The sequence below is a fragment of the Rhodococcus sp. NPDC080181 genome, from assembly GCF_040702225.1.
Taxonomy (GTDB): Bacteria; Actinomycetota; Actinomycetes; order Mycobacteriales; family Mycobacteriaceae; genus Rhodococcoides; species Rhodococcoides fascians.
This window is the reverse complement of sequence record NZ_JBFBKN010000008.1, coordinates 73,663-92,565: the sequence shown is the minus strand read 5'-3', so window position 1 is coordinate 92,565 and position 18,903 is coordinate 73,663. Positions and strand designations below refer to the sequence as shown.

Annotated in this window: 26 protein-coding genes; 19 read left to right on the top strand and 7 right to left on the bottom strand. The window is 63.3% G+C overall.

The genetic code is table 11. The features are described from left to right. Positions 1–362 precede the first annotated feature (362 nt). The 5 genes from AB0O58_RS12160 to AB0O58_RS12140 all read right to left on the bottom strand — a co-directional run bounded on the left by AB0O58_RS12160 (position 363) and on the right by AB0O58_RS12140 (position 2,885). Complete coding sequence (locus AB0O58_RS12160) at positions 363–566, bottom strand: hypothetical protein (protein WP_032400140.1); 204 nt, start codon at positions 564–566, stop codon at positions 363–365. Between the two features lie 177 nt (positions 567–743). Further along, positions 744–1,094 (bottom strand): hypothetical protein, encoded by a 351-nt coding sequence (locus tag AB0O58_RS12155; RefSeq protein ID WP_283542226.1) that lies wholly within the window; start codon positions 1,092–1,094, stop codon positions 744–746. After that, positions 1,091–2,293, bottom strand: coding sequence for a colicin E3/pyocin S6 family cytotoxin (locus AB0O58_RS12150; protein ID WP_230593434.1), 1,203 nt, complete (start codon positions 2,291–2,293; stop codon positions 1,091–1,093). Before AB0O58_RS12150 ends, AB0O58_RS12155 begins: the two co-directional genes overlap by 4 nt. After that, complete coding sequence (locus AB0O58_RS12145) at positions 2,293–2,580, bottom strand: WXG100 family type VII secretion target (protein WP_032400139.1); 288 nt, start codon at positions 2,578–2,580, stop codon at positions 2,293–2,295. Before AB0O58_RS12145 ends, AB0O58_RS12150 begins: the two co-directional genes overlap by 1 nt. After that, a complete protein-coding gene (locus tag AB0O58_RS12140) occupies positions 2,580–2,885 on the bottom strand; it encodes a WXG100 family type VII secretion target (protein WP_196250999.1) in 306 nt (101 codons plus the stop codon). Before AB0O58_RS12140 ends, AB0O58_RS12145 begins: the two co-directional genes overlap by 1 nt. 507 nt (positions 2,886–3,392) lie before the next feature. Between AB0O58_RS12140 and rpsH the strand changes: the two genes are divergently transcribed. The 9 genes from rpsH to map all read left to right on the top strand — a co-directional run bounded on the left by rpsH (position 3,393) and on the right by map (position 9,081). Next, a complete protein-coding gene (gene rpsH / locus AB0O58_RS12135; RefSeq protein WP_008718266.1) occupies positions 3,393–3,791 on the top strand; it encodes a 30S ribosomal protein S8 in 399 nt (132 codons plus the stop codon). Positions 3,792–3,804: 13 nt separating this feature from the next. Beyond that, complete coding sequence (gene rplF, locus AB0O58_RS12130) at positions 3,805–4,344, top strand: 50S ribosomal protein L6 (RefSeq protein WP_027496323.1); 540 nt, start codon at positions 3,805–3,807, stop codon at positions 4,342–4,344. 1 nt (position 4,345) lies between these two features. Further along, positions 4,346–4,762 (top strand): 50S ribosomal protein L18, encoded by a 417-nt coding sequence (gene rplR, locus AB0O58_RS12125; protein WP_032365631.1) that lies wholly within the window; start codon positions 4,346–4,348, stop codon positions 4,760–4,762. A gap of 34 nt (positions 4,763–4,796) precedes the next feature. Continuing rightward, positions 4,797–5,471 (top strand): 30S ribosomal protein S5, encoded by a 675-nt coding sequence (gene rpsE, locus AB0O58_RS12120; RefSeq protein ID WP_032365630.1) that lies wholly within the window; start codon positions 4,797–4,799, stop codon positions 5,469–5,471. Further along, positions 5,471–5,650: a 50S ribosomal protein L30 gene (rpmD, locus tag AB0O58_RS12115; RefSeq protein WP_008718256.1), complete on the top strand. Its 180-nt coding sequence runs from the start codon at positions 5,471–5,473 to the stop codon at positions 5,648–5,650. The genes rpsE and rpmD overlap by 1 nt, the downstream gene beginning before the upstream one ends. 2 nt (positions 5,651–5,652) lie before the next feature. Further along, positions 5,653–6,096, top strand: a complete 444-nt coding sequence (rplO, locus tag AB0O58_RS12110) for a 50S ribosomal protein L15 (protein ID WP_027496326.1) — start codon at positions 5,653–5,655, stop codon at positions 6,094–6,096. 314 nt (positions 6,097–6,410) lie between these two features. Beyond that, positions 6,411–7,733 (top strand): preprotein translocase subunit SecY, encoded by a 1,323-nt coding sequence (gene secY / locus AB0O58_RS12105; RefSeq protein ID WP_027496327.1) that lies wholly within the window; start codon positions 6,411–6,413, stop codon positions 7,731–7,733. Continuing rightward, positions 7,730–8,284: an adenylate kinase gene (locus AB0O58_RS12100; RefSeq protein ID WP_027496328.1), complete on the top strand. Its 555-nt coding sequence runs from the start codon at positions 7,730–7,732 to the stop codon at positions 8,282–8,284. The genes secY and AB0O58_RS12100 overlap by 4 nt, the downstream gene beginning before the upstream one ends. Next, positions 8,284–9,081 (top strand): type I methionyl aminopeptidase, encoded by a 798-nt coding sequence (gene map, locus AB0O58_RS12095; protein WP_027496329.1) that lies wholly within the window; start codon positions 8,284–8,286, stop codon positions 9,079–9,081. The genes AB0O58_RS12100 and map overlap by 1 nt, the downstream gene beginning before the upstream one ends. A gap of 17 nt (positions 9,082–9,098) precedes the next feature. On the opposite strand, the gene AB0O58_RS12090 is transcribed toward map, so the two are convergent. Then, positions 9,099–9,986: a glycosyltransferase family A protein gene (locus AB0O58_RS12090; protein ID WP_176457134.1), complete on the bottom strand. Its 888-nt coding sequence runs from the start codon at positions 9,984–9,986 to the stop codon at positions 9,099–9,101. Positions 9,987–10,284: 298 nt separating this feature from the next. On the opposite strand from AB0O58_RS12090, the gene infA reads away from it, so the two are divergent. The 9 genes from infA to AB0O58_RS12045 all read left to right on the top strand — a co-directional run bounded on the left by infA (position 10,285) and on the right by AB0O58_RS12045 (position 15,605). Then, positions 10,285–10,506, top strand: a complete 222-nt coding sequence (infA, locus tag AB0O58_RS12085) for a translation initiation factor IF-1 (protein ID WP_005140011.1) — start codon at positions 10,285–10,287, stop codon at positions 10,504–10,506. Between the two features lie 88 nt (positions 10,507–10,594). After that, entirely contained in the window at positions 10,595–10,708 is a 114-nt protein-coding gene (gene rpmJ / locus AB0O58_RS12080) for a 50S ribosomal protein L36 (protein WP_025347279.1), read from the top strand. Between the two features lie 204 nt (positions 10,709–10,912). Beyond that, positions 10,913–11,287, top strand: a complete 375-nt coding sequence (gene rpsM / locus AB0O58_RS12075) for a 30S ribosomal protein S13 (protein WP_027496330.1) — start codon at positions 10,913–10,915, stop codon at positions 11,285–11,287. Continuing rightward, positions 11,287–11,700: a 30S ribosomal protein S11 gene (rpsK, locus tag AB0O58_RS12070; RefSeq protein WP_027496331.1), complete on the top strand. Its 414-nt coding sequence runs from the start codon at positions 11,287–11,289 to the stop codon at positions 11,698–11,700. Before rpsM ends, rpsK begins: the two co-directional genes overlap by 1 nt. Positions 11,701–11,721: 21 nt before the next feature. Beyond that, complete coding sequence (gene rpsD / locus AB0O58_RS12065; RefSeq protein ID WP_008718223.1) at positions 11,722–12,327, top strand: 30S ribosomal protein S4; 606 nt, start codon at positions 11,722–11,724, stop codon at positions 12,325–12,327. 99 nt (positions 12,328–12,426) lie between these two features. Beyond that, on the top strand, positions 12,427–13,491 hold the full coding sequence (locus tag AB0O58_RS12060; protein ID WP_027496332.1) for a DNA-directed RNA polymerase subunit alpha: 1,065 nt from the start codon (positions 12,427–12,429) through the stop codon (positions 13,489–13,491). A gap of 34 nt (positions 13,492–13,525) precedes the next feature. Then, complete coding sequence (gene rplQ / locus AB0O58_RS12055; RefSeq protein WP_027496333.1) at positions 13,526–14,113, top strand: 50S ribosomal protein L17; 588 nt, start codon at positions 13,526–13,528, stop codon at positions 14,111–14,113. 5 nt (positions 14,114–14,118) lie between these two features. Further along, positions 14,119–15,015, top strand: coding sequence for a tRNA pseudouridine(38-40) synthase TruA (truA, locus tag AB0O58_RS12050; protein WP_032400137.1), 897 nt, complete (start codon positions 14,119–14,121; stop codon positions 15,013–15,015). Further along, complete coding sequence (locus AB0O58_RS12045) at positions 15,012–15,605, top strand: NAD(P)H-dependent oxidoreductase (protein WP_283542223.1); 594 nt, start codon at positions 15,012–15,014, stop codon at positions 15,603–15,605. The genes truA and AB0O58_RS12045 overlap by 4 nt, the downstream gene beginning before the upstream one ends. 5 nt (positions 15,606–15,610) lie before the next feature. Here the strand turns inward: AB0O58_RS12045 and eccE are convergent, their stop codons facing one another. After that, entirely contained in the window at positions 15,611–17,212 is a 1,602-nt protein-coding gene (gene eccE, locus AB0O58_RS12040; RefSeq protein ID WP_366238229.1) for a type VII secretion protein EccE, read from the bottom strand. A 221-nt stretch (positions 17,213–17,433) separates the two neighbouring features. On the opposite strand from eccE, the gene eccB reads away from it, so the two are divergent. After that, positions 17,434–18,888: a type VII secretion protein EccB gene (gene eccB, locus AB0O58_RS12035; protein WP_366238228.1), complete on the top strand. Its 1,455-nt coding sequence runs from the start codon at positions 17,434–17,436 to the stop codon at positions 18,886–18,888. The last annotated feature ends 15 nt before the right edge of the window (positions 18,889–18,903 follow it).

Genomic DNA, 18,903 nt, shown 5'->3' with positions numbered 1-18,903 from the left:
AACTCTTTTATGATCGTGGTGGTAACACCCCGAAGCGGGTAGCTCTTGGTAAGAAGCTCAGATTTTTTCCTCGTACGCGTCCAGGTACCACATTTGTCATCTCCGTGGTTTTCGGCCGGGCACCGGCGCTTTTGTCATATCGCCGGTGACTGGGTCGAACTTGTCGAGGCGGTGCCCGTTCCTCGTGTGCATTCGGACCCCATGTCGGTAAGTGCATACGAATCGATATCTTCTGTTGCCTGTCCGATGTGGCCGATCGTCCGGTGGACGTTCATCGCTGAGGTGCGGACACTGAGATTGAGATCCGACCAGAGCGATAACGATACCGAGGTCTACGCTGCAGGACGTGTTGTTGGTGATCGTCAATCTGAAGAATAGCCAACTTTGTACTCGCATTTCTCGTCCAGAGTGAAGTCCTCGTTCAGGAACGCTGCAAACTCTGACGCCTTGGACAGCGGAACGTCGTGTTGACGAATCCCAATGGGAAGTTCGTTCTCGTCATCTGCTATTCCGAGAATCCTCCCGACTACCGCGGCTGACATGTCGTGAAGGACATGTTCGCCCATAAGGAGTTGGGTAGTCTTATCGAATTTCTCTAGGTGCCACATCTTAGTTTTCAGAAGTTAGCGAGGACAAGCGCGTTCCGTGTGACCGGCAATCGCTTGATCAGTCGAATAGATTCTGGTATCACGTGTGCTCCAGTCTCAGGTAGTTCACCACCCACGTATCGAATTTCCCATTCCTCAGTCGGTGAACAAGCCGATGAAGTATTCATTATCGGAGCTGACTCTGAAATCGCCCTCGATGTACTTGGCGAACTTCGGCACGTCGGCCAATGCGACTGGGTACGGTCCCATTTCGAGTGGAAGTTCACTTTCATCGACGTCAATCAGTTCTCTGATTTCGTCTCCGGTGATAGCAGTCAGGAGATAGCTGTCCGCGATCAAATCGGTTTGGTTATCGTATGATTCCAAGTACCACATTGTCTTCTCCTTGTTGGTAGTAGTCAGACCGTGCTGCCTTATTCTCGAGCGGTCGTGAACCGGCGTCGTGTCAGGTTCGAGTTGCCAGGATGTCGGGCCTTGGTTGGTCATCGACCAGGCTTTCTAGTGGGATCTGGGGGCTTGGTTTGTGCTCCGGTATTCGGATCGAATTCGCCTAAGTGCTTGCCGTTCTTGCTGTATTTCTCGACTGCGCCGTGCTGGCTATCCCATTCGTAGATGTTCCCTTTGTCGTCAGTCCACCGCGTTCTGCGGTTGAGCGGTTTTCCTCGTGTGGCGTTTGGAAAGCCTGGCAGACCGCCCCGGGGCGCGGGATGGTAGTGCCAATTTCCTCCACCAGTGTTTGCGTGGAATGTCGTCGGACTCGCTTCGAGGAGCGGTTGCACGTCCGATGCGATTCCGATGGCCGCCGCCCCGGTTGCCACAGTGACACCGACGGCAATTGCCGACGCCGCTTCCACTCCGGTGAGGACGGCGATGACACTTCCGGCAATGACGCTGCCCGTTGCGCCCGTGACGGCGACCGTTCCCACACCGAGTGTGAAGAAGCCGGCAACTGCACCGGCGATCGTGCCGGCAACGATGGCCGTCCCCACGATATCGATGACGCTCTGGTGAGCCTCCTGAATGGTGGTGGCCCATTCGCCGCAAGCGCTCGCGAGAATGTCGAATTGGTCGGCGACGTTGTGCGCAGCGATGAAGACGCCGTCCATCTGGGCGAGGACCTGCGGCAATTCGTCGGAGGCAAGTTCCTCGATGCCGGTCCATGCGGAGTTCGTTTCGTCGCTCGCTCGGCGTAGCTCCTCGGCGGCGGTGCGCCACGCGCTTCCGAGACCCCGCAACTTGTCCGGATCGCCGTTGGGCCACATGTGGCCCTGCAGCCATCGCGTGATCAGGCCCCACCCCATCGGAGCGTCGGTGTCGCCGCCGTAGGAACCGTTGAAGCGCGGTGTATCCGTATGAGGAAGTTGTGGGGGAGTGGGTAGCGGTGGGGGCGGCGGAACGGTGTTCGCATTCTCCGCGTTGGCGTGGTTGATGCCGGTTGCCGCCAGCAGATCGTGAAGTTTGCCGAACGCATTCGTGATGTCGGTTCCTGTGGAAACCGCGTCGAATGCCGCGGAATCGTAACTGTCGGCCCAAGACTTTCCGGCGTTGTCGGTGCCTGCGCAGCCCCAGTTGCGGTCGAGTTCCGCGGCGAGTTCCGCCATCGCGCCGCTCGATATGGTCTTGGCGCTGCCGTACCGGGAAGCCGCATCGGCAAGGATGTCCGGGTCGACGCTGATCGGGGCCATCAGGGCCACATTCGCTTGTTGTGGTCCACGGCTGCGCGGTAGCGATCATGGGCGCCTCGTGCCAGCGTGCCGAGTTGGGCGAGCGCGGTTCGCATATCGTTCAGTTCCTGCCGGAGTAGCTCGTGCTTCGAGCGGTGCGCCTCGGCCGCTTCGCCCTCCCATTCGATGCCGAGATCGTTCACCTCGCGCTCGACATCGGCGATCGCGGATTCGATCGTGGCTCCAACTACATGCGCGCGATCGACAAGAGCGAGAATCCGCTCGACGTCGGCGACATAGCGTGCCATCAACGGTCCAACCGCAGGCCGGAATCCATCACGTGCGCGTCGATCTTCTTGTCCGCTGCGGTGTAGTCGATTGCAACGCGATCGAGCAGCACAGCGTCCTCGGTCAGCGCGCCACACATCTTCCGAGCCGAATCGACCCATTCCGCCCACAGAACTGCGTGGGAATCGGCCGCGTTGCCCGTCCAGGAGGAATCCATCAACTCGTCGGCGTCACGGCGGATGAGGTCGATGTCGTCCCACAGCGCATCGGCGAGACCGGATATTCGGGCTGCGGCTCGACGTATGCGGTCCGGATCGGCTCTCACAGCGTCTTCCGGGACGGACCCGGCCACGGCCGGACGCCGACCGTTTCGAAAAAACCAATCGAATGCATCGAACCCCCCGGAGCGATGGAATGATGTCGGAAGGCTACTGCACCGAACCGACGAACGCGGTCGTGTTTGCCGCCTCGCACCGGCAGCGTGCCCCTGGAGCACTACCACGATCGATTTTGAGAATGGCACCCGGTTCCCTACACTAGAGCGGTTGCCCGGGCTTCGTCGTGCCTGCACGCGAGTCCTTGCAATACAGAACGCAACCTCGAGTTCTCCGTACGTCAGCATTGAACATGCGGAAGCTCGTAACACCTGGCAGTGCAGCGATGCATTGCTTGGAGCGCAACCCCTGACCGGCAACAGTCGGTCAGGACATGTTCACTTCGCTGTAGGCCCACGATGTGACGAGCCAGGCCCGATGGGTTCTCCGGAACCGGAAGGCACCAGCCCGCGCGTGCTGCATGGGAACCGCTGCGAGAAAGGTGCACAGGTCACACCATGACGATGACCGATCCAATTGCAGACTTCTTGACCCGTCTGCGCAACGCCAACTCGGCGTACCACGACGAGGTGAAGCTTCCCCACTCGAAGCTCAAGGCGAACATCGCCGAGATCCTCAAGCGCGAGGGCTACATCTCCGATTACCGCACGGAAGACGCCGAGGTGGGCAAGACCCTCATCGTCGATCTGAAGTACGGCCCGAGCCGTGAGCGCAGCCTCGCCGGCGTGCGACGCGTCTCCAAGCCCGGTCTCCGGGTGTACGCAAAATCCACCAATCTGCCCAAGGTTCTCGGCGGCCTGGGCGTGGCGATCATCTCCACGTCCACCGGTCTGCTCACGGAGCGTCAGGCTGCCAAGCAGGGTGTGGGCGGAGAAGTCCTCGCCTACGTCTGGTAGGGGAGGCCACACCATGTCACGTATTGGAAAATTGCCGGTCGCAGTCCCCGCTGGCGTCGATATCACCATCGACGGCCAGGACGTTGCGGTCAAGGGCCCCAAGGGTGCCCTGAGCCTGACAGTCGCCGAGCCCATCAAGATCGCCCGCGCCGACGACGGCACCATCGCCGTCACTCGGCCCGACGACGAGCGTAAGAGCCGCTCGCTGCATGGTCTCTCGCGCACTCTCGTCGCGAACCTCATCACCGGTGTCACCAACGGTTACACCACCAAGATGGAGATTCACGGCGTCGGTTACCGCGTCGTACTCAAGGGCAAGGACCTCGAGTTCGCACTCGGTTACAGCCATCCCGTGCTGATCGAAGCACCCGAGGGCATCACGTTCACGGTCGAGTCGCCCACGCGATTCACCGTTGTCGGCATCGACAAGCAGAAGGTCGGTCAGATCTCTGCCAACATTCGTCGTCTGCGGCGTCCGGACCCGTACAAGGGCAAGGGCATCCGCTACGAGGGTGAAGTGATCCGCCGCAAGGTCGGAAAGACGGGTAAGTGATATGAGCCAGCAAACAGCAGACAAGGCGAACGTCGTCAAGCGCACACCGCGCGGCACCGACGTCTCGACGAAGCGTCGCCTGTCGAAGGCACGTCGTCACTTCCGCCTTCGCAAGAAGATCTCCGGAACGCCCGAGCGTCCGCGCTTGGTCGTCAACCGGTCCTCGCGTCACATCCACGTGCAGTTGATCGACGACCTGGCGGGCCACACGCTGGCCAGCGCGTCGAGCATCGAAGCCGATGTGCGCGCACTCGAGGGCGACAAGAAGGCCGTCAGCGCGAAGGTCGGCGAGCTCATCGCCAGCCGTGCGAAGGCAGCCGGCGTCGAGGCAGTCGTGTTCGACCGCGGCGGCAACAACTACAGCGGCCGCATCGCGGCACTCGCAGACGCTGCCCGCGAAGGCGGGTTGACGTTCTGATGATGACAATGACTGACAACGGAAGGACAGCCTGATGCCGGGACGTCAACGGCGTGACGGCGGAAGCGGCCCCGCCGGACAGAACAGTGGCCCCAACGCAGGTGGCGACAACAACCAGCGCGGCGACAACCGCGGTGGTGGCGGTCGCGATCGTCGTGACAACGGCCGTGGCGGCAACGCTGCGGACAAGTCGAACTTCATCGAGAAGGTCGTCACGATCAACCGCGTCTCCAAGGTGGTCAAGGGTGGTCGACGCTTCAGCTTCACCGCCCTCGTCATCGTCGGTGACGGCAACGGACTGGTCGGCGTCGGCTACGGCAAGGCCAAGGAAGTTCCCGCGGCCATCCAGAAGGGTGTCGAAGAGGCTCGCAAGAGCTTCTTCCGCGTCCCGATGATCGCCGGCACCATCACCCACCCCATCCAGGGCGAAGCCGCTGCCGGCGTCGTCATGTTGCGTCCGGCCAGCGCCGGTACCGGCGTCATCGCCGGTGGTGCTGTTCGCGCAGTGCTGGAGTGCGCCGGTGTCCACGACGTGCTGTCGAAGTCGCTCGGTAGCGACAACGCCATCAACGTCGTGCACGCGACCGTCGCAGCCCTCAAGGGTCTGCAGCGTCCCGAGGAAGTTGCGGCTCGCCGCGGCCTGACCCTCGAAGAGGTTGCACCCGCCGGAATGCTGCGCGCACGCGCACAGGCAGGAGCGGTGAAGTAATGGCTCAGCTGAAGGTCACTCAGATCAAGAGCACCATCGGCCAGAAGGCGAACCAGCGTGACAGCCTGCGTACTCTCGGGCTCAAGGGCATCCGCCAGACGGTCGTCCGCGAGGACAACCCGCAGAACCGCGGACTGGTCAACACGGTGCGCCACCTCGTAACTGTTGAGGAGGTCTAACCATGACCATCAAACTGCACCACCTGCGCCCCGCAGCCGGATCCAAGTCGACGAAGATTCGCGTCGGCCGTGGTGAAGGTGGCAAGCGCGGCAAGACCGCAGGTCGCGGTACCAAGGGAACCGGCGCACGCAAGAACGTGCCGGCACGCTTCGAGGGTGGCCAGATGCCCCTCCACATGCGGCTCCCGAAGCTCAAGGGCTTCACCAACCGCAACCGTGTCGTGTTCCAGGTCGTGAACCTGCGCGACATCGAGCGCCTGTTCCCCGAGGGTGGTCAGATCGGTATCCCCGAGCTGATCGCCAAGGGAGCTGTTCGCAAGAACGAGCTCGTCAAGGTTCTCGGAGACGGAAACCTCACCGTGAAGGTCGATATCTCGGCCAACAAGTTCACGGGCTCCGCCAAGGAAAAGATCGCCGCTGCCGGCGGTTCTGCAACCGAGGTATGAGCATTGCTTCGATGTGCTGAGTAGCAGCGCGTCGAGCAGCAGTTCGTGACGATGGCCGCAGCCACAGCTCTCGTAGCTGAGCTGCGGCCATCGTTGCCTACACGGAATGTCGTGTGTGTCGACCGATCGGCCAGGGTCCAACACTGACCGTCGATCCGGTCGATGCGCACTGTTAGAGTTCTAGAGTTCAGAGAAGTTCGTACCGATGCGGTCGATGTATGTCGTCCGCAGTCCATGCTCGTGAGGCTCACGGGAGCATCAGTCGCTCCCGACGAAGCACTCGCGGCGTCAACGCAGTCGTGCCAGGAGGATCTTTGCTTTCCGCCTTCGTGTCGGCCCTCAGGACTCCTGACCTGAGACGGAAGATCCTCTTCACGCTCGGTCTGGTGGCCCTGTATCGCTTCGGTGCAACACTGCCGTCGCCGGGTGTCGACTACGCCAATGTCCGAGCATGCATCGACCAGGTCTCCGGTGGAGATTCGGCGGGCATCTACTCGTTGATCAACTTGTTCTCCGGTGGAGCGCTCCTCCAGCTCTCGGTGTTCGCGATCGGCATCATGCCGTACATCACCGCCAGCATCATCGTGCAGCTGCTCACCGTCGTCATTCCCAAGTTCGAGGAACTCCGCAAGGAGGGACAGTCGGGCCAGGCCAAGATGACGCAGTACACGCGTTACCTGTCGATCGCACTGGCCATCCTGCAGGCGACCGGCCTGGTGGCCCTCGCTTCGCGCGGCCAATTGCTCCAGGGATGTCAGCAGGACATCATCGCCGACCAGTCCATCTTCGGGCTCGTCATCATCGTGCTGGTCATGACTGCAGGCGCAGCCGTCGTGATGTGGTTCGGCGAGGTCATCACCGAGCGCGGTGTCGGCAACGGAATGTCGCTGCTGATCTTCGCCGGAATTGCCTCGCGCATCCCGTCCGAGGGCAACTCGATTCTGGAGAGCCGCGGCGGGTTGGTCTTCGGGTTCGTCTGCTTCGCAGCGTTCCTCATCATCACCGGTGTGGTCTTCGTCGAGCAGGGTCAGCGCCGAATCCCGGTCCAGTACGCCAAGCGCATGGTCGGCCGGAAGATGTACGGCGGCTCGTCCACGTATCTGCCGCTCAAGGTCAACCAGGCCGGCGTCATCCCGGTGATCTTCGCGTCCTCGCTCCTCTACCTACCCAATCTCATCGCCCAGCTCACGTCCGCCAGCACCGCAACCGATCCGAGCTGGTGGCAGCGGATCATCAACGAGTATCTGGTGAACCCGGCGAACCCGGTGTACATCGCTATCTTCTTCGGGCTGATCGTCTTCTTCACGTACTTCTACGTGGCGATCACGTTCAACCCCGAAGAGCGGGCCGACGAGATGAAGAAGTTCGGTGGATTCATCCCGGGTATCCGACCGGGTAAGCCGACAGCCGATTACCTCAACTACGTTCTCAGTCGCATCACGCTGCCCGGTGCGGTGTACCTGGGCACCATTGCGGTGCTTCCCAACCTGTTCCTCGACATCGGCAGTTCGGGCGGAGCTCAAAACCTTCCGTTCGGTGGTACCGCCGTGTTGATCATGGTCAGCGTGGGCCTCGACACCGTGAAGCAGATCGAAAGCCAGCTGATGCAGCGTAACTACGAAGGGTTCCTCAAGTGAGACTTGTTCTGCTCGGTCCCCCCGGTGCCGGCAAAGGCACTCAGGCCGTCCTCCTCTCCGAGAAGCTGGGCGTGCCACACATTTCGACAGGCGATCTCTTTCGCGCCAACATCGGCGAGAAGACCCCGCTCGGATTGGAAGCGAAGAAGTACCTCGACGCGGGCGACCTCGTGCCGAGCGAACTCACCGTGGACATGGTGCGCAGTCGACTCGCCGAGCCCGACGCCGTCAACGGATTCCTGCTCGACGGTTTCCCGCGTTCGGTCGGTCAGGCCGAAGCTCTGGTCGACATCCTCTCCGACCTGAACGCGCATCTCGATGCAGTGCTGTCCTTCGTCGTCGACGAGGACGTCGTCGTGGACCGTATGCTGGCGCGCGGCCGTGAGGACGACAAAGAGGACGTCATCCGTAATCGGCTCAAGGTGTACCGCGACGAGACGGCACCGCTGTTGGACTACTACTCCGACAAGCTGGTCACCGTCGATGCGATCGGTGAGGTGGACGAAGTCAACGCCCGCGCGCTGAAGTCCATCGAGGACCACGGCAAGTAATGGCGTTCGGCCGTAAACGAAAAGTCGTCCCGTTCAAGAGCGCTGGTGAGCTCGACGCGATGGCGGCAGCCGGTGCCGTGGTAGGTGCCGCTCTCGTCGCCGTACGAGATGCAGCCAAGCCCGGGGTCTCGACGCTCGAACTCGACCGAGTTGCCGAGGCGGTCATCCGTGATGCCGGTGCGGTGCCCTCTTTCCTGGGGTACCACGGTTTCACCGGCAGCATCTGCTCCTCGGTGAACGACCGCGTCGTGCACGGCATTCCGTCGGCGGACGAGTTGTTGGTCGCCGGTGATCTCGTGTCCATCGACTGCGGTGCCGTTCTGGACGGTTGGCACGGAGATTCGGCGTGGACGTTCGGCGTCGGCGACATCATCGAGGCCGATGCGTTGCTGAGCGACGCGACCAGGCTTTCCATGGAGGCCGGGATCGCTGCGATGATCCCCGGCAATCGTCTGACCGACATCTCCCACGCCATCGAGTCCGGTACGCACGCGGCCGAGGATGCTCACGGTCGCAAATACGGAATTGTCGACGGTTACGGCGGCCACGGAATCGGCCGCGAAATGCATATGGACCCGTTCCTCGCGAACGAGGGCGCGCCGGGCAAAGGACCGGAGCTCGTGGTGGGTTCCACGCTGGCCATCGAACCGATGTTGACGCTCGGTACCTACGAGACCGACATTCTCGACGACGGGTGGACCGTGGTGACCACCGATGGTTCTCGTGCGGCGCACTGGGAACACACGGTCGCGGTGACCGAGGACGGCCCGCGAATCCTGACGGTTCGGCCTCGTTAGAACTACCAGGTCAACGCTCACCAGGTGAGTGACGAGTACCGGCGGCCCCCTCGGATGAGTCCGAGGTGGGCGGCCGTCAGGCGTAGCCAGAGGCGAGTCGGCATCCGAGTCACTGCGGTCGGCAGCAATGGGTTTCGTACCGCGAGCGCGAGGAGCGCTACGGAAATTGTGCGGATTCGGAAGGGCGGGCATCCGGCAGCCCGATACATTCCGCGGACGTGGGCCGATCCGTATCCCAGTGCCCCGGCCTGCTTCCAATTGTCCCGGCGGCCGGTGCGCAAACGATATTCGACCAGCGGCTCGGCTATGAAGTGCAGGCGGGCACCCGATTGCTGTGCGCGCCAGGAGAATTCCATGTCCTCGCTGGCATGAACGAATTCGAGCATCCCGCCGAGATCTCGGTAGGTCGACGCGCGGCACGCCATACTCGCCCCGATGACGAACGGGCGAAAGGGCGACTTGCCCTGATTCGAAGGTGGGGCGAACGGAACTGCGGCGCGCGTCGCTTCGGAGTTCAGCGCCTCGGTGCTCAGGCCGGTTCCCACGAGGTCGTAGCTGTCCAGTTCGGCGGTGATGCGCCGCAGCCATGTCGGGTGTACGACGTCGTCGGCATCGCAGAAGGCCAGCAGCGGGCCCTCGGCTGCTTCCGCTCCGCGATTGCGGGCATGCGACGCGCCTGGGGTGCCGGACGAATCGACGTACTTCAGATTCAAGTGGGCCCGTAGTGCGTGGTCCTCCACGAACTCGCGCACTCCGTCGGTCGAGCCGTTGTCGCTGACGACGACCTCGAACGGGCCGTCGTAGTCCTGGTGTGCGAGCGCGCGTAGTTGCTCGTCGAGCACATCTCTGGCGTTGTGTACGGGAATGATCACGGAGACGGCTGGGCCGGACGGGTTGGAACTCAAGAGGGCACCTTGCGGGCTCGGTGGCTGAACGATGGCGGGCGGACGAAAGGTTAGCTCAGTTAATCTAACGTCGCCATCCGACGCGTTTCGTGCCCGCTTCGCGCGCATTTGGCCAGATCTGTCTTTGCCGGTAACATAGATCGACGGTGCGCCCTGCGTACCGGATGTTCGCATGCCTCGAGGGCTGTGCGGCCCTCCGGCGATACTCCGACTCGGTTCCGAGGAGTCGGTCAGTGGGCATCACGGTAACGGAAACAGATGCAATCAACCAGGTGTGAGAGCCAGGATCGCGGAGGATATGGCCAAGAAAGACGGTGCTATCGAGGTAGAGGGCCGAGTTGTCGAACCGCTGCCCAATGCGATGTTTCGCATTGAGCTCGAAAACGGCCACAAGGTACTCGCCCACATCAGCGGAAAGATGCGTCAGCACTACATCCGCATCCTTCCCGAGGATCGCGTCGTGGTAGAGCTTTCGCCCTACGACCTCACGCGTGGACGCATCGTTTACCGCTACAAGTAAGAGCTTCCTCGGCCATGTCCGGTCGGGGAGAACCATGCTCGGTCCGCTGCTCGCAGCGCGTCCGAGCTACACACAGGAGATCAACGACGTGAAGGTTCAGCCGAGCGTCAAGAAGATCTGCGAGAAGTGCAAGGTGATTCGTCGTAACGGACGCGTCATGGTGATCTGCGACAACCTGCGTCACAAGCAGCGTCAGGGATAACCACCGAGCATCACGCACGTCGGCTTGGCAACAGCTAGAAGATGACCTCCCAGCACCAACCGCAACACACGCGTTGCGGCAGACCCCCGGCACGGAGGCCGGGGCCCCACTGAGTTTGTTGAAAGACGCTTCCCACCCCAGCGGTGAGAAGGACACAGGGGACGGACTGGGAGCAGACCTCCGGACAAGAAAAGGAAATGCCACATGGCACGTCTCGCAGGTGTGGATCTGCCGCGCGAAAAGCGCATGGAGATCGCACTGACTTACATCTACGGCGTCGGCCGTACCCGCTCCAAGGAAATTCTCGCAGCAACGGGCGTCAGCCCCGACCTGCGCAGCAAGGATCTCGGCGACGACGATCTGCGCAAGCTCAGCGATTACATCAACGAGTCCCTCAAGGTCGAGGGCGATCTGCGCCGCGAGGTGCAGGCCGACATCCGACGCAAGATCGAAATCGGCTGCTACCAGGGTCTTCGCCACCGTCGTGGTCTGCCCGTCCGTGGACAGCGCACCAAGACCAATGCGCGTACCCGTAAGGGACCCAAGCGCACCATTGCCGGCAAGAAGAAGGCGAAGTAATGCCCCCCAAAGCACGCGGTACCGGTCCGAAGAAGGCGCAGAAGACGCGTCGCAGGGACAAGAAGAACGTCCCGCACGGATCTGCGCACATCAAGAGCACGTTCAACAACACGATCGTGTCGATCACCGACCCCGCCGGAAACGTCATCTCGTGGGCGTCCTCGGGACACGTGGGCTTCAAGGGCTCGCGCAAGTCGACTCCGTTCGCCGCACAGCTCGCAGCCGAGAACGCTGCGCGCAAGGCTCAGGAGCACGGCGTCAAGAAGGTCGACGTGTTCGTCAAGGGTCCCGGCTCCGGCCGTGAGACCGCGATCCGCTCACTTCAGGCCGCAGGCCTCGAGGTCGGCACCATCTCCGATGTCACCCCTCAGCCGCACAACGGCTGCCGTCCGCCCAAGCGGCGTCGGGTCTAGCGGGAAGGAAAGGTTTAGAAAATGGCACGTTATACCGGTCCTATCACCCGCAAGTCGCGTCGTCTGCGCGTCGACCTCGTCGGAGGCGACCAGGCGTTCGAGCGTCGTCCCTACCCGCCCGGCCAGCACGGCCGCGCGCGGATCAAGGAGAGCGAGTACCTGCTCCAGCTGCAGGAGAAGCAGAAGGCTCGCTTCACCTACGGCGTCATGGAGAAGCAGTTCCGTCTGTACTACAAGGAAGCCAACAGGGCCGCCGGCAAGACCGGTGAGAACCTGCTGACCATCCTCGAGACTCGCCTCGACAACGTCGTCTACCGTGCGGGTCTCGCACGTACGCGTCGTCAGGCACGCCAGCTGGTCACCCATGGCCACTTCCTCGTGAACAACAAGCGAGTGGACATCCCCAGCTACCGCGTCTCGCAGTACGACATCATCGATGTCCGCGAGAAGTCCGCGCAGACCCTGCCGATCCAGATCGCTCGTGAGAGCTACGGCGATCGTCCGGTGGCTCCGTGGCTGCAGGTCGTCCCCAACCGTCTTCGCATCCTGGTTCACCGGGTGCCGGAGCGCGCACAGATCGATGTGCCGCTCCAGGAGCAGCTCATCGTCGAGTACTACTCGAAGTAAGGCGCAGCACGCATGTGAGTCTCCCCGCGAGGCTCACATGCGTCTTCGCCTCCACACGTGGGCGTCAAATAGCGGACGCCCGTACAGGAGGAACACAGAATGCTCATTTCACAGCGCCCGACGCTGACCGAAGAGGTCATCGCCGACAACCGCTCGAAATTCGTCATCGAGCCGCTCGAGCCCGGCTTCGGTTACACACTCGGCAACTCGCTCCGCCGCACCCTGCTGTCGTCGATCCCCGGCGCTGCTGTCACCAGCATCCGTATCGACGGCGTCCTCCACGAATTCACCACCGTTCCCGGAGTCAAGGAAGATGTCACCGACATCATCCTGAACCTCAAGGGACTCGTGGTGAGCTCCGAAGAAGACGAGCCGGTCACCATGTACGTCCGCAAGCAGGGCCCCGGCGCTGTCACCGCAGGCGACATCGTGCCTCCGGCCGGCGTCACGGTGAACAATCCGGATCTGCACATCGCGACCCTGAACGACAAGGGCAAGTTGGAGATCGAGCTCGTCGTCGAGCGCGGTCGCGGCTACGTCCCCGCCGTTCAGAACAAGGCATCGGGTGCCGAGATCGGCCGTATTCCGGTCGACTCGATCTACTCGCCCGTGCTCAAGGTCACCTACAAGGTGGAGGCCACCCGCGTCGAACAGCGCACCGACTTCGATCGGCTCGTTCTCGACGTGGAGACCAAGAATTCCATCACCGCGCGGGACGCGCTCGCTTCGGCGGGCAAGACCCTGGTTGAGCTCTTCGGCCTCGCCCGTGAGCTGAACGTCGAAGCAGAAGGCATCGAGATCGGACCCTCGCCCGCCGAGGCCGATCACATCGCATCCTTCGGACTCCCCATCGAGGATCTGGACCTGACGGTTCGTTCCTACAACTGCCTCAAGCGCGAAGGTGTTCACACCGTCGGTGAGTTGGTTGGTCGTACCGAGTCCGATCTGCTCGACATCCGTAACTTCGGGCAGAAGTCCATCGACGAGGTGAAGGTCAAGCTGCACTCGCTCGGCCTTTCCCTCAAGGACAGCCCCGCGTCGTTCGATCCGAGCACCGTGCCTGGCTACGACGCCACCACCGGCACGTGGAGTGACACCGACGCAGGCTCCTTCGGCGATACCGAAGGCGCCGAGCAGGACTACGCCGAGACAGAACAGCTGTAATCAGCTCGCTGGAGCTCTTACTAGGAGATTCATCATGCCCAAGCCCACCAAGGGCCGCCGTCTCGGCGGGTCGGCGTCACACCAGAAGGCCATCCTGGCCAACCTGGCGACGTCACTCTTCGAGCACGGCCGCATCACCACCACCGAGTCGAAGGCCAAGCGCCTTCGTCCCCACGCCGAGAAGCTCGTCACCCATGCCAAGAAGGGTGATCTGGCCCATCGTCGTGAGGTTCTCAAGACGATCAACAACAAAGATGTCGTGCACAAGCTCTTCGCCGAGATCGGGCCTTTCTTCGCCGATCGCGACGGTGGCTACACGCGCATCATCAAGACCGTCCCCCGTAAGGGTGACAACTCGCCGATGGCCATCATCGAGCTCGTCAACGAGCAGACGGTGTCCAACGAAGCCGACCGCGCACGCCGCGTGAAGGCATCGAAGGCTGCTCCCGCCGCAACCGAGGCTCCGGCCGAAGACACGGCAGACGACAACGTCGTCGAGGCTGTCGAAGCCGACGCGACCGACGCCGAGGTGGCCAACGCCGACGCAGTCATCGAAGGCATCGAGGACAACGACGCTCACGCGTCGGACGCCCCCGAGGCCGAGGATGCGAAGAAGGACTAGTCCTTGTGAGCTCCGAGCACGACCGAAGCGGGCCCGCCATTTCCTCAGGAGATGGCGGGCCCGCTTTGTCGGTCCCCACCAGATACCGGCTCGACATCTCGTACGACGGCACGCACTTCTCCGGCTGGGCTCGGCAACCCGGTATCCGAACCGTGTGCGGCGTGCTCGAGGAGGCTTTCTCCACTGTGCTCCGTCAACCGGTCGAGCTGACGGTGGCCGGTCGAACCGACGCCGGAGTTCACGCGACCGGTCAGGTTGCACATTTCGACGCCGTGGGTGTGCCGGACGAGCACGACCGGTTGATTCGAAGAATGGCGCGCTTCCTTCCCGCCGACGTCCGGGTTCGTGCGATCACGGGGGTCTCGCCCGACTTCGACGCTCGGTTCTCGGCATATCGCCGTCACTACGAGTACCGATTCGGCACAGCGCTCTACGGCGTCGATCCTCTGGATGTCGCCGGAGTCGTGTCCTGGCCTCGGCCGATCGATCTGGACGCGGTACGCGAGGCGTCGCAGGCACTGATCGGACTGCACGATTTCGCAGCGTTCTGCAAGAGGCGAGACGGTGCCACGACGGTGCGAGAACTGCAGCGCTTCGACTGGGAACGCGAGGGGGATCGATTGACCGCGTACGTCAGCGCCGATGCGTTCTGCTGGTCGATGGTGCGCAGTCTGGTCGGGGCGATGCAGGCCGTCGGTGAAGGACGACGAACCCCCGACTGGGCACGTTCCCTGCTCGGTCGTCGAGAACGTGCGAGCGAGGTGGCAGTGGCCCCGGCCCACGGACTTGCCCTGGTGCGGGTCGACTATCCACCCGCCGACATGTTGGCCGCGCGCAATGCTGCCACCCGGGAGACTCGACCGGCAATAGTCGGCGACGAATGTTGTGGAGGAGAAGGATGAGCGACGATCGCGCCGGGTCCGGTGCCGACACGATGCAGCCGATTCGTCTCGCGGTGGTCACCGGCAGTGTTCGGGCGGGGCGGGTGGGCCCCACCGTCGCAGCCTGGGTACGCAGCGTGGCGTCGGCGCGCGACTCTCTCACGGTTGTGGATGTCGATCTCGCGGACTTCGATCTCCCGAACAGCTTGACGTCGAGCGAGGGCTCCGAACGTTTCACCCGCATCGTGGGCGAGGCCGACGCGTTCGTCCTCGTCACTCCCGAATACAACCACGCTGTGCCCGGCTCGCTGAAGACCGCGCTCGACACGGTGAAGTACGAATGGCGTTCCAAGCCAGTGGGATTCGTTTCCTATGGCGGTCTGGCGGGTGGTGTGCGAGCGGCCGAGCAACTGCGCCTCATCGCCGCAGAGCTACACATGGTGTCGGTACGGGATTCGGTATCACTTCATCGCGTGCGTCGGCGTTTCGACGAGGCCGGTGGCGTCGACGATCCCGCTGCTGTCGACTCCTTGGGGCGATTGCTCGACCAACTCGAGTGGTGGGCCGGCGCAGTGTCGAGCGCGCGGGCGCGCGTCCCGTACCCCGGCTGACACTGTCAGACTCGGACGGTGGGTCGAAGACTTCTCGGTCGACCGATGAACGCCGTTTCCTGCGGAATGGTGACCAGCGTCAGTTCGATGTCGATCGGACCCGAACGCACCCGAATACGGTCACCGGACGCACGCGGCTGAACGATCGACAGTGTCGCGGCGAATCTCTGTCGGGTCGGCCCGGGTGCCGCCGGATCATGCGGCGGTTCGTGCTCGGTCAGCGAGATCACAGTGACGCCGGGGACAGATTGGTGATCGAGCGAGATGGAGCCGTCTGCGAAGTCGACCACGACGACGTCGTACGAGGGCCGCACCCGTGTGTGGTCGCTGTCGACCAGAAACCGCTCGGGCTCCCCGATGGCGTCGCGGAGGGCTCCCCAGGCGTGCGGTCTGTCCGTTCTGACGACAACTCGCGCTCCGATCGCCACGGCTCGGAACAGAAGCTGTTGGGCGAGGTAGAGCTCGCCCACGATGCTGACCCGCGGCAGGTTCGCCCCGAAGATCCGCACTGCCACACCGTTTCCGTTCGTATCCGATCCCAGTAGTTGGCCGCAACCACTCACCGGGAACGCCCAGGCCTGCAGTGCGGAGGTCGAGAGGGTTCCGACCGGCATCACTGCCGAGTGTGTTGCCACAGCCAGTGGCAATTGAGCGAGAATGCCGTCTCGTTGACGTCCGGCCATCGAGGTCAGTGAAGCAACATCGGGCCTCGAGATTGCCTCTCGCGCAGCGAATCTGCACGACGCACGAACGCGGACGCGGCTCGGCTCGTCGGTGGGGCGCAGGTGAACGGACATGGTCGTACCCAGCGACGGTGTCGCCCACAAGGTCGAAAGATCCTCGACAGTGATTGTGCTGCAATCGATTCCGTAACCCGTACTCGCGACGCCGGGCAATGGAGCGTAGGACCACACCTGAGTCAGGTCGTCGGTGTCGACACCCCGGCTCAGGTGCAATGCCGCGGCTCGGAGTTCTGTGGCCGTCGACAGCCGTGTGGACAGTCCATGAGACTCCAAGGCGCGTGCAATGCGGAGGGCTGCAACGACCGCGGTTCGGGCCGCCCCCGTCCGGCCCGTGCCCCTCGCCGCCATCGCCCGGGCGTTGGCTCGTACGTCCAGAGTGACGGACACCCACACCGTCCGCTGCGCGACGGCGGGCAACGGGCCGATGAGGCCCTCGTACACGTCGGTGGCCACCGAACCGTCGGCGGTTCGAAACCCGAGCGCGACGATGTCGATTGCGGCAACCTCGACGTCGTGTTGCCGTAAGCACGACGTCAACGCCTCGATGGGCAGCGTGTGTCGTGTGTCGGCTCGCGTTCGCGCCAGCACCGTCGTGTCGTGTTCCGGTGCAATGATCTCCACGGTGCACGTGACGGTATCGCGCTGCCAGTGCACACCGACGGGCCGGCCGTCGGGGTCGACATGTTCTGTTGTCACCCCGACGGCAGGGGCTCGGCCGGATCCGAAGCGCAGAGCGACGACCAGCCAGCCGGCGATCGACGTTCGCCGAAAGGCGACGAACGGTACGAGCGACACCGTCGCTGCGGCGGTGAGCGTCCACTCGACGGGCACGTCGGCCGCGAGTAGGGCGAGAGTTGTTGTCACAGTAGTTATTTCGGCCGCGAGCAACCCTCGAACAGATGGCACGGCGAACGACACGACCGACGTGCGCCGTCGTCTCCTCGAACGCGTCATCACATACCCTCCCCCCGAAGGTTGCAGCCCGATCGATCGTCGCCGACGCGGTCGCCGATGGGTGCGGACGAACTGTACTGTGTCGCGTGACCCGATGGGGGATCGGGTCGGCACAATCCTGGGGAGGAATCGTGGCATCTACTCCGACGACGAAATGGCAGGTCGGCGGATACCGCTTTCTCGTCCGACGAATGGAACATGCCCTCATCAGGCGCGACGCGCGGATGTTGCACGACCCGATGAAGTCGCAGTCGCGCGCGCTCATGGTGGGTGTCGTCGTCGCATGCGTGGGTCTGGCGGGCTGCGCTGCCCTGGCGCTGTTTCGGCCTCAGGACAAGATCGGCGACGCGTCGATCGTGGTCGGTAAGGAGTCGGCCGCCATGTTCGTCAGCGTCGACGGCGTGTTCCATCCGGTGCTGAACCTGGCTTCGGCGCGGTTGATCGTGGGAAGGCCCGACAACCCTGTGACGGTGAAGGAGTCGGAACTGGCGTCGCGACCTCGCGGTGCGCTGGTCGGAATTCCCGGTGCCCCGTCGGCGCTGCCGCACGACCCGGACGGCGAGGCCGAGTCGTGGACCGTGTGCGACACCGTCGATCCGATCGCCGGCGTCACGTCGACGACAGTGATCGTGGGGGAGCCCCGCTACGGCGAGAACGCGGCTGCGCTCGGCCCATCCGAGGCATTCCTGTGGACTTCGGGCGGTGCGGCGTATCTCGTCCACGACGGCACCAAGTCGCCGGTCGATCTGGCGGACAGAGCTGTCGTTCGCGCGCTGGGTCTCGAGGATGCGACGCCGACGCCGGTCAGTGCCGGTCTGCTCAACGCGGTACCGCAGGTGCCTGCGGTGACGGCTCCGTTCATAGCGCGAGCGGGTGAGATCCCCGCCTACCCGTTCGACAACCGGCCTGTCGGCTCCGTGGTCAAGGTTGCCGGCCGCGACGTTCGGTACTACGTCGTGCTCGAGGACGGCATCCAAGCCATCAGCGAAACCGCAGCCCTACTCGTCAAGTTCGCCGACTCGCAGGGCAGCCCCGACATCACGGCCGTCAATCCCGACGTCCTGGCCGACGCTCCCAAGACGATGTCCGGGCTCGACGTATCGACCTTCCCGCCGACGACTCCCGACATCGTCGACTCGGGCCGGCGGCCGGTCGGGTGTCTGACATGGTCACCACTCGATGTCGCCGACGGTGGGCCGACTGCGCAGCTGGTCGAATCCGCAGGACGGTCGTTGCCACTCGATACCACCGCTTCACCGGTGGAACTGGCTCAGGCGGACGGCGGCGGTGATTCGGTCGACCAGGTCCATCTGTCACCGGGTAGCGGCGGATTCGTTCGAAGCACCGGTATCTCGACTGCCAGTACCCGTCAGGACGGCGTCTTCTTCGTCGCCGACACGGGAGTTCGCTACGGAGTCGAGGGTGCGGATGCAGCGTCGGCATTGGGCTTCGGACTCCCGGCTCCTGCACCGTGGCAGATTCTGCAGTTGCTGGGCAGCGGGCCGACTCTGGGGCGTGGTCAGGCGCTGACCATGCACGACGGGGTCGCGGCGGACCCGCAGGCAGCCGCGCTTCCGTCCAAGTAGTCCCGGCGAGTGGGC

Coding starts and splice junctions, on each gene's coding strand:
- AB0O58_RS12160 (WP_032400140.1), bottom strand. CDS start 566: ATGGGCGAACATGTCCTTCACGACATGTCAGCCGCGGTAGTCGGGAGG.
- AB0O58_RS12155 (WP_283542226.1), bottom strand. CDS start 1,094: ATGACCAACCAAGGCCCGACATCCTGGCAACTCGAACCTGACACGACG.
- AB0O58_RS12150 (WP_230593434.1), bottom strand. CDS start 2,293: ATGGCCCCGATCAGCGTCGACCCGGACATCCTTGCCGATGCGGCTTCC.
- AB0O58_RS12145 (WP_032400139.1), bottom strand. CDS start 2,580: ATGGCACGCTATGTCGCCGACGTCGAGCGGATTCTCGCTCTTGTCGAT.
- rpsH (WP_008718266.1), top strand. CDS start 3,393: ATGACGATGACCGATCCAATTGCAGACTTCTTGACCCGTCTGCGCAAC.
- rplF (WP_027496323.1), top strand. CDS start 3,805: ATGTCACGTATTGGAAAATTGCCGGTCGCAGTCCCCGCTGGCGTCGAT.
- rplR (WP_032365631.1), top strand. CDS start 4,346: ATGAGCCAGCAAACAGCAGACAAGGCGAACGTCGTCAAGCGCACACCG.
- rpsE (WP_032365630.1), top strand. CDS start 4,797: ATGCCGGGACGTCAACGGCGTGACGGCGGAAGCGGCCCCGCCGGACAG.
- rpmD (WP_008718256.1), top strand. CDS start 5,471: ATGGCTCAGCTGAAGGTCACTCAGATCAAGAGCACCATCGGCCAGAAG.
- rplO (WP_027496326.1), top strand. CDS start 5,653: ATGACCATCAAACTGCACCACCTGCGCCCCGCAGCCGGATCCAAGTCG.
- map (WP_027496329.1), top strand. CDS start 8,284: ATGGCGTTCGGCCGTAAACGAAAAGTCGTCCCGTTCAAGAGCGCTGGT.
- infA (WP_005140011.1), top strand. CDS start 10,285: ATGGCCAAGAAAGACGGTGCTATCGAGGTAGAGGGCCGAGTTGTCGAA.
- rpsM (WP_027496330.1), top strand. CDS start 10,913: ATGGCACGTCTCGCAGGTGTGGATCTGCCGCGCGAAAAGCGCATGGAG.
- rpsK (WP_027496331.1), top strand. CDS start 11,287: ATGCCCCCCAAAGCACGCGGTACCGGTCCGAAGAAGGCGCAGAAGACG.
- rpsD (WP_008718223.1), top strand. CDS start 11,722: ATGGCACGTTATACCGGTCCTATCACCCGCAAGTCGCGTCGTCTGCGC.
- AB0O58_RS12060 (WP_027496332.1), top strand. CDS start 12,427: ATGCTCATTTCACAGCGCCCGACGCTGACCGAAGAGGTCATCGCCGAC.
- rplQ (WP_027496333.1), top strand. CDS start 13,526: ATGCCCAAGCCCACCAAGGGCCGCCGTCTCGGCGGGTCGGCGTCACAC.
- AB0O58_RS12045 (WP_283542223.1), top strand. CDS start 15,012: ATGAGCGACGATCGCGCCGGGTCCGGTGCCGACACGATGCAGCCGATT.